Here is an 8400-nt window from a genome sequence, read left to right as displayed (position 1 = left end):
CCGTAGCGTGAATACCCGCCCCAGCAGGATCATTCACCACGAACCGCGAAGAGCCCCTTTGTGAGTCGACAAGGTGCTTATGGTCACACTGTAGGCGTGATCGAGCTCGCGACCAGCATCGGAGACGGTTCGCTGCGGTGGTGATGCCGTCTCGTGATGAGATAAGCGCTTCCCGGTCCCGTCCTGCGCGCACAGGGGGAACCAGCCCTGCTCGCACAGAACAGAGGGCACGGACCGTCATGGTCCGTGCCCTCTGCTCGCGCGGCCCTCAGGGGCCGAGCGCGGTCACTTCTTCGCGGTGGTGCTCTTCTTCGCGGTGGTGGCCTTCTTGGTGGTCGTGCTCTTCTTCGCGGGGGCGCGCTTGGCGGCCGGCTTCTTGGCCGGCCCCTTGGCACGCTTCTCCGCGAGCTTCTCGATCGCGATCGTCTCTGTGATCTCCTCGACCTTCTCGGTCGCACGGAGGGAGACGTTCGTGGTGCCGTCGGTGATGTACGGACCGAAGCGCCCGTCCTTGATCACGATCGGCTTCTCGCTGGTGGGATCGACCCCGAGCTCCTTCATCGGGGGCTTCGCAGCGGCCCGGCCCCGAGTCTTGGGCTGGGCGTAGATCTTCTCCGCCTCCTCCATGGTGACCGAGAAGATCTGCTCCTCGGTCTCCAGGGAACGGGAGTCGGTCCCCTTCTTCAGGTACGGACCGTAGCGGCCGTTCTGGGAGGTGATCTCGATGCCGTCCTCAGTGGTCCCGACCACGCGCGGCAGGCTCAGCAGCTTCAGCGCGTCCTCGAGGGACACGGTGGAGAGATCCATCGACTTCAGCAGCGAGCCCGTGCGGGGCTTGGGCTGCTTCGACTTCGGGACCTTCTTGCCGCCGGTCTCCTCGGGATCGGGCAGGATCTCGGTGACATAGGGGCCGTAGCGGCCGTCCTTGGCGACGATCTCGTTCCCGGTCGCGGGGTCGGTGCCGAGCACGCGACCGTCGTCCTTCGCGCGCTCGAGCATCTCCTTGGCGACCTCGACGGTCAGCTCGTCCGGGGCGACCTCGTCGGAGACGTTCGCACGGCGCGGATCCGCACCGTCGATCAGCTCGCCGGCCTCGTCCCGGGCGGCCTGCTCGACGTAGGCGCCGTAGCGCCCCACGCGCAGGGTGATGCCCTCACCGATCTCGATGCTGTTGATCGCGCGGGCGTCGATCTCGCCGAGGTTGTCGACCATGGACTTCAGCCCGAGCGGTCCGGCCGACCCGTCGGAGAGGTAGAAGTTCTTCAGGTACTCCGAGCGTCCGAGCTCGCCCTGGGCCATACGGTCCAGCTGCTGCTCCATCTGCGCGGTGAAGTCGTAGTCAATGAACGGCCCGAAGTGCTCCTCGAGCAAGCGCACCACGGCGAAGGCGGTCCAGCTGGGCACCAGAGCGGTGCCGCGCCGCAGCACATAGCCGCGGTCCTGGACGGTCGCGACCGTCGAGGCGTACGTCGAGGGACGACCGATGCCGCGCTCCTCGAGCGCACGCACCAGCGACGCCTCGGTGTAGCGCGGGGGAGGGGTCGTGGAGTGGCCGTCGGGGGTGAGGTCGCGGGTGTCGAGCTGCTGCCCCTCCTCCATCTGCGGCAGACGCTTGTCCCCGGAGTTCTCGGCCTCGTCGTTGCCGTAGCGGGAGGCGTCGCGGCCCTCCTCATAGGCGGCGAGGAAGCCGCGGAAGGTGATCACTGTGCCGGCGGCGCGGAAGGTCGCGGTCCGCCCGCCCTGCTCGAGCTGCAGCTCGACGGTGGAGGTGGTGCCCTTGGCGTCGGCCATCTGGGAGGCGATCGTGCGCTTCCAGATCAGCTCGTAGAGACGGAACTCATCGCCCGCGAGCTGCCCGGCCACCTCGGCAGGGGTGCGGAAGTGGTCACCCGCGGGACGGATCGCCTCGTGAGCCTCCTGCGCGGCCTGGGACTTGTTCTGGTAGACGCGCGGCTTGTCCGGCACGTACTGGGAGCCGTAGAGCTCGGCGGCCTGGGCCCGGGACGCACGGATCGCTTCACCCGAGAGCGTGACCGAGTCGGTACGCATATAGGTGATGTAGCCGTTCTCGTACAGCGACTGCGCGACCCGCATCGCCTGACGGGCACCGAGACGGAGCTTGCGCGAGGCCTCCTGCTGCAGCGATGACGTGGTGAACGGGGCGGCCGGACGCCGCGTGTACGGCTTCGACTCGAGCGCCGCCACGGTGGCGGGAGCATCGGCCAGCACCTCGACGAGGGTCCGCGTGGACTCCTCGGTCAGGACGGCGGCGTTCTTCGCCCGCGGCTTCAGGGTGCCGTCGTCGGCGAAATCGGCGCCGGTGGCGATGCGGGCCCCGTCGACCGTCTGGATCTTGGCCGTGAACTGGGTGGTGTCGGTGCCGAAGGTGCCGGTCACATCCCAGTAGTCGGCGGCGACGAAGGCCATCCGCTCGCGCTCGCGCTCGACCACCAGACGGGTGGCGACGGACTGCACACGGCCGGCGGACAGCGACGGCTTGATCTTCCGCCACAGCACGGGCGAGAGCTCGAAGCCCACCAGCCGGTCCAGGATGCGACGGGTCTCCTGCGCATCGACCAGGTCGGTGTCCAGCTCGCGAGTGTTGTCCAGCGCCGCCCGGATCGCGTCCTTGGTGATCTCGTGGAACACCATCCGCTTGACCGGCAGGGACTTCTTGGGCTTGAGGGTCTCCAGCAGATGCCAGGCGATCGCCTCACCCTCGCGGTCCTCATCCGTGGCGAGGTAGAGCGTGTCGGCGTCCTTGAGGGCCTTCTTCAGCTCCGCGACGGTCTTCTTCTTGTCGGGGCTGACGATGTAATAGGGGTCGAAGCCGTTCTCCACATCGACGCCGAACTTCCCGTAGGGACCCTTCTTCATCTCGGCGGGCAGGTCACGCGGCACCGGGATGTCGCGGATGTGCCCCACCGAAGCCTGGACGATGTAGTCGTCCCCGAGATAGCGCGCGATGGTGCGAGCCTTCGCAGGGGACTCCACGATCACCAGATGCCGTCCGCCAGTCACGTTGATATGTCCTTCCTCGCCGCGTCACGTCGCGGCCCGTTCGCCGTGGCTGAATGCCGTGGTCCGGGATGAACCGGACGCATCCACTGCGCTCGGCGATTGCTCACGGTACACGCTCGCTGATGCGCCCCCGGTGTGAGATCGGCGTGCGCAGCGCCAGCACCAGGGCCATCCAGGCGCCGGTGCCGCCACCGATCAGCGCGGCGGTCGCGCGGAACGCGGCCAGCTGCTGGGGGACGTCGTGGAGCTCGAGCGGGCGGGGGAGGGACAGCAGACCGACTGCTCCCATCCCGAGGCCAGCGAGGCCTCCCAGACCGAGCACCGCCGCCATCACCACCGTCCCCGCGCCATGACGCGGGGTGCGGGAGGAGTTCGAGACCTCGATGCCGCGGCGGCGGCGGCCACGGCCGGGATGGGCGGCGGCCCGGGCGCGGAGGCGGCGGGTGTGGAGCCCGTCGGCGGCGAGGACCAGGAACGTCCAGGCGGCCGCGACCGCGATCGCCCCGATCACGTCGCTGGGGCGGTGCCAGCCGACCACCAGCGTGCCGAGGCCGGCGGCGAGGGTCCACAGCGCGCCGAGGGGCGCGAGCACCACCCGCGCCCGCCCGGCGGCCAGCACCACCGCGATCATCGCGGTGGCCGCGAGGGTGGTGTGCCCCGAGGGGAAGGAGTTGGGGGTGATGTCGATGCCCGGCCCCAGCGCCTGACGGGTGACCAGGACGTGCTTGATGAGCTGGGTGGTGAGGTTCGCGCCGATGGCCAGGACGGTCAGCGGGATCAGCAGCCTCAGCCGTCGACGCACCAGCACCAGCACCGTCGCCAGCGCGAGCAGCACCGCGATCACCGGCACGCTGACCGACTGGACCGCGAGCTCGGCGTACTGCGACAGCGGGCCCTCATGTGCCTTTGCGCCGGAGAGGATCAGCTGATCCAGGCGCTGTCCGCTCGCGGTGCCCACGGCGCCGCGGGCGAGGCCCACGATCGCGGCGGCGCATACGGCGGCGGCCAGCAGCGAGAGCAGCGGGCGGGCGAGACCGCCGACGCGGGCGGTGCTCCCGGAGCGGGCGGCATCCCGGCGGCCAGCGGTGCTGGCGGCGCTCACAGGGCCACCATCTGGGTGATCAGCAGCTCGCGCACCGCAGGCAGCGCCCGGGCGCGGGCCTCGTCCTCATCGACGTCGGTGAGCGCGCAGACGGCACCGAGCACCTGCCCGAGGGTCAGGGTGCCGTCCAGTGCGCCGACGGTCGCGGCGAGCAGCTGGTCGGCCCGCACCACCCGCGCGAAGCCCGCGCCCTGGACGAGCTCGATCAGCATCGGGTCCCAGTCCCCGGGGGTCAGATGGCGGCGCTCGATCACGTCTTCCGCCCGTACCGGGCGGGAGGCGGCCAGCGCCTCGTCGTCGTGGTCCTCGAGCGCGGCGAGGGCGCTCAGAGAGGCGGCGAGGTGGGCGGCCAGGGAGCCGCTGCCGGTGCCCGGGACGAGCTCTGTGCGCAGCACTCCGGGTCGCGCGGCGGCGCTCTCCGGGCGGCGCAGCAGCAGGTAGCCGAAGCCGATCGCCTCCACATCCCGGGCCGCGAAGTCATCCAGCCATGCCCCGGTCAGGGCCGGCCAGCGCTCATCGCGGGTGGTGATGCCGCCGTCACGGACCCAGGTCTCCGCGTACTGAGCGGGATCCTCCTGCTCGCGCTGCAGCACCCAGGCGTCCACGCCGTCGGCGACGGCCGCCTGCATCCACGCCCGGGGATGGGTGTCCCAGTCCTCACCGTCGCGGATCTCCCAGTTGCCGAGCATCACGGCGCTGCCGCCCGCAGCGAGATGGGTGGGCAGCTCCCGCAGCAGCTCGGCGAGCAGTGTGTCCCCGGCGCGGCCGCCGTCACGGTAGGTCCAGGTCGTGTCCTCGGCGACGACATCACGCGGGGTGATGACGAAGGGGGGATTGGACAGGATCAGGTCGAAGGTCTCGCCGCGCACGGGCTCGAGCAGGGAGCCCTGGCGAAGGTCGAGCTCGATGCTGTTCAGCGCGGCGTTGAAGGCGGCGAAGCCCAGCGCCCGCTCGGACAGATCGGTGGCGACCACCTGCTCGGCGTGGCGGGAGGCGTGCAGCGCCTGGATCCCGCCGCCGCAGCCGAGGTCGAGCACCCGGCGGGCGGGTTCGCGCGGGGTGATCCTCGCCAGGGTCAGGGAGGCGCCGCCCACCCCGAGCACGTGCTCCGGGCCCAGCGGGGCGCCGGTGGCGAGCTCCGAATGGTCCGAGGCGATCCACCAGTCGATCTCTCCGGCGTCATCGCGTGCCGAATACGGGGCGAGGTCCACCAGCGCCTGCAGCGCGGAGTCGGGGTCATCACCGGCCGGGCCGAGCAGGCCCAGGCGCAGCGCGCCGTCGACGCCGAGGGTGGGCAGCGCGGCCTGCACCTGCGCCCGGGACAGCACGGCGCCGAGGGTGAACAGGCGCAGCAGCACGGCGGCAGGATCAGTCAGCGGTTCGAGCATCCGGCGAGCCGGGACGGGGTTCTCGCGCCGCAGCGCGGCGGAGGCGACCGGCCCCAGCAGCTCCTCGATCCTGGCACTCGTGTACAGGCCGGCCGAGAGGTCCGTGCGCAGGGCCGCGATCTCCGCGGTCAGCACGCGCGGGGGCGGGGTCGGTGAGTCGGTGGGCATGGCTACGATTGTGCATCAGCCACCTGGGGTCCGACCGGACACCAGGCGGGGGAGATCCGCACATTCTGTGCGCGGTCGCGAAGTGAGAGATGGGGAGGGACAGGCGGATGCGGGCAGGTGCAGCCGAGGACCTCCTCACCGATCTCACCGCGCCGCTGATCCGCCGCAGCTGCCTCACCCATGTCGAGCGCCGACCTGGGCGGGAGGGACGCCGCGGCAGCTTCCCGGAGTGGACCGATCCGCGGCTCGTGCAGCATCTCGCCGCGCGCGGCATCACCGCTCCCTGGACGCACCAGGAGCAGGCCGCGCAACTCGCGCACGACGGTCAGGATGTGGTGCTCGCCACGGCCACGGCCTCGGGCAAGTCGCTCGCCTACCTGCTGCCCGTGCTCACCGCGATCGGGGCTCGCGAGCATGACTACGAGGCTCCCCGCGCCACCGCCCTGTACCTCTCGCCCACCAAGGCGCTGGCCGCGGATCAGCTCACGAACATCACCGCGATGGCCGACGGTGCCGGGATCCGCGACGCCCGGATCGCGGTCTACGACGGCGACACCCCTTCCGAGCAGCGCCGCTGGGTGCGTCGCCACGGCTCCGTGGTGCTCACCAATCCCGACATGCTGCACTTCGGGATTCTGCCCGGGCACGAGCAGTGGGCGCACTTCTTCCGGGCGCTGCGCTATGTGGTGATCGACGAGTGCCACAGCTACCGCGGAGTCTTCGGCAGCCATGTCGCGATGGTGATCCGGAGGCTGCGCCGGATCGCCGCGCATTACCGTGCCGATCCCACGTTCATCCTCGCCTCCGCCACCACCGCGAATCCCGAGCTCTCCGCCTCGCGGCTGGTCGGTCGGGATGTCGAGGCGGTCACCGAGGACGGCTCTCCCCGGGCCGGGCTGACGATCGGGCTGTGGGAGCCGGGCACCCGGACCAGGGTCGACGGCCGCGGGGACCCGGCACGGTGGCAGGACGCCGAGGACGCCGAGGACGCCGAGGACGTCGACGACTCCGCCGATGATGAAATCGACGATGAATCCGGCGAGGGCACCGCGGGGAAGCGGCGAGAGGACCCGCTGCGCCGCTCGGCCACCAGCGAGGCCGGCGCGATCCTCGCCGACCTCGTCGAACGGGACGTGCAGACCCTCGTCTTCGCCCGCTCTCGGCGCGGCGCCGAACTGGTCTCCAGCGGTGCGCAGCGCCTGCTCACGCAGAAGGCCGAGCGCACCGCCGCCCCTGGGCTTGCGGACCGTGCCTCCCGGATCGCCGCCTACCGGGGCGGGTATCTGGCGCGCGAGCGACGCCAGCTCGAGGACGCGCTGCGATCGGGGGAGCTGAAGGCGCTGGCGTCGACCAACGCGCTCGAGCTGGGGATCGACATCGCGGGCCTGGACGCCGTGGTGGTCGCCGGCTGGCCCGGGACCCGGGCCTCGCTGTGGCAGCAGTTCGGCCGGGCAGGGCGGCGACAGGACGCCGACGGCGGCGCGCTCGCGCTGTTCGTCGCGCGGGAGGACCCGCTGGACACCTATGTGGTCCACCACCCGGAGACGATCTTCGGCGCCGAGGTCGAGGCATCCGTGTTCGATCCCGCGAACCCATATGTGATGACGCCGCATCTGTGCGCCGCCGCTTCTGAGCTCGCGATCCGTGACGGCGAGGAGGAGATCTTCGGGCCGACGGCGCGGGACCTGCTGATGACCCTCGCGGCCCGGGGGGTGCTGCGCTCGCGGGCCACCGGCTGGTACTGGACGCTGAGCGAATCCGCGCACCAGCTCACCGACCTGCGCGGCAGCGGTGGGGAGCCGGTGCGGATCGTCGAGCAGGCCAGCGGCGTGCTGCTGGGCACCGTGGATGCCGCGAGCGCCCACACCCAGGTCCACGACGGCGCGGTGTACCTCCACCAGGGACGCAGCTATGTAGTGGACCGTCTCGACGTGGAGCAGGCCGCTGCCTTCGTGCACCGCGAGGACCCGCTGCACACCACCCATCCGCAGTCCGCCTCCAGCCTGCGGATCCGGCAGATCGATCGCGAGGTCGAATGGGCGGGCGGGGTGCGGCTGTGCTTCGGCACCGTGGATGTCACAGACCAGGTCACCGGCTATCAGGTGCGTGATGTGTTCACTCAGGCCGTGCTCGCACAGCGCCCGCTGGACCTGCCCCCGCGCACCCTGACCACCAAGGCGGTGTGGTGGGTGATCCCCCGGGAGCGGACCGACGCCGCCGGGATCCCGGAGGAGGAGCTGCCGGGCGCCCTGCACGCGGCGGAGCATGCCGCGATCTCGATGCTGCCGCTCCTGGCCACCTGCGACCGCTGGGACATCGGCGGGCTCTCCACGGCGCTCCACGAGGACACCGAAGCACCCACGATCTTCGTCTACGACGGCGCCCCCGGCGGGGCCGGCTTCGCCGAGCGCGGGGCCGACGGAGCCGCCGCCTGGGTGCGCGCCACCGCGGACATGATCGGTGAGTGCGGCTGCGAGGCGGGCTGCCCCGCCTGTGTGGTCTCTCCGAAGTGCGGCAATGGCAATGAACCCCTGTCGAAACCGCAGGCCGTACGCCTGCTGGAGCTGTTGCGAGAGCAGGAGGGGAACGCCGGATCAGTGCGGTGACGACCGTCTGACGGTTGCCGTGACGAAAGAGGGATTGCGCTGCGGCGACGTGCTGCCCACGCCGTGACCGAACCGTGATGCGGCGCTGCGCTGCGAGTTCTCGGTGGAGCCCCAC

At 71.1% G+C, this 8400-nt stretch carries 4 protein-coding genes; 1 reads left to right on the top strand and 3 read right to left on the bottom strand.

What is annotated here, in order from left to right:
- Positions 1-285 precede the first annotated feature (285 nt).
- The 3 genes from topA to ACTH43_RS01730 form a co-directional block, all read right to left on the bottom strand.
- Complete coding sequence (gene topA, locus ACTH43_RS01740; RefSeq protein WP_441443200.1) at positions 286-3021, bottom strand: type I DNA topoisomerase; 2736 nt, start codon at positions 3019-3021, stop codon at positions 286-288.
- 103 nt (positions 3022-3124) lie between these two features.
- Positions 3125-4123: a phosphatase PAP2 family protein gene (locus tag ACTH43_RS01735; protein ID WP_441443199.1), complete on the bottom strand. Its 999-nt coding sequence runs from the start codon at positions 4121-4123 to the stop codon at positions 3125-3127.
- A complete protein-coding gene (locus ACTH43_RS01730; protein WP_441443198.1) occupies positions 4120-5679 on the bottom strand; it encodes a DUF7059 domain-containing protein in 1560 nt (519 codons plus the stop codon). Before ACTH43_RS01730 ends, ACTH43_RS01735 begins: the two co-directional genes overlap by 4 nt.
- Positions 5680-5786: 107 nt before the next feature.
- On the opposite strand from ACTH43_RS01730, the gene ACTH43_RS01725 reads away from it, so the two are divergent.
- Positions 5787-8285: a DEAD/DEAH box helicase gene (locus ACTH43_RS01725; RefSeq protein ID WP_441443197.1), complete on the top strand. Its 2499-nt coding sequence runs from the start codon at positions 5787-5789 to the stop codon at positions 8283-8285.
- Positions 8286-8400 lie beyond the last annotated feature (115 nt).

This window comes from Brachybacterium sp. (genome assembly GCF_052095815.1).
Lineage (GTDB): Bacteria > Actinomycetota > Actinomycetes > Actinomycetales > Dermabacteraceae > Brachybacterium.
This window is presented reverse-complemented; position numbering and strand designations above follow the sequence as displayed.